The following is a 679-nucleotide window of genomic DNA, read 5'->3' on the forward strand; positions in this document are numbered from 1 at the left end:
GGATACAAAATGGGTTTTAGAGCTTTTTTAGTAAAAGATTTTAATATCGAGTATGATGCGTGTTTGGATTTTGATTACGATCGTGAAGGATTTAGCGAAATGCTAAATAAATGCAAAGTAGGCTACAACCGCTTTGAAGATTATGATGAAATAGATTGTGATGCCTTATTAAATGTTACCGAAGAGCAAATTTTAGCGCTAAAGGATTATAAACAAGAAGCAATGAGGAAGCTTATTAACGGTGCTAAAAATTTTAGTTACGCAGTAAAAAGCAACTGGTTAAGAGTTGAATGGTTTTAAAAAAATAAATAGGAGAACAAGACAATGACACAAGCTGGAGATAAATTTAGAAAAGAACTAGATATGTTTTTGCTAAAAGAGGGTAGCGATATTACGCAAGAGGACTGGATAAGTATTCTATCGGCTTTGGTGGCGAATTTAGAAAATAGAAAAAGTATAGATGCTTTTATGGATAGTATGCCGTTTGATATAAGGGCTTATATGAAAGACAATCTTTCAAAAGAGCCTTTTGAGGTAAGAGCAAAATAAGGGGTAAAAATGAAAGATGTTAGATTTAGAGCTTGGGTCTATGACCCAGATTTAGAAGAATACGTTATGAAAGATGTAGCTAAGCTAGACTTTTACCTAGATACCTTTGAAATATCTATGGTATATACAT

At 32.7% G+C, this 679-nt stretch carries 2 protein-coding genes; both read left to right on the plus strand.

The window, feature by feature from the left end:
• The coding region (locus tag CYP28_RS00665; protein WP_103592720.1) for a hypothetical protein at positions 1-300 on the plus strand (300 nt) is incomplete at its 5' end.
• 24 nt (positions 301-324) lie between these two features.
• Complete coding sequence (locus CYP28_RS00670; protein ID WP_103592721.1) at positions 325-549, plus strand: hypothetical protein; 225 nt, start codon at positions 325-327, stop codon at positions 547-549.
• The last annotated feature ends 130 nt before the right edge of the window (positions 550-679 follow it).

The sequence above is a fragment of the Campylobacter concisus genome (genome assembly GCF_002914195.1).
Classification (GTDB): Bacteria; Campylobacterota; Campylobacteria; order Campylobacterales; family Campylobacteraceae; genus Campylobacter_A; species Campylobacter_A concisus_M.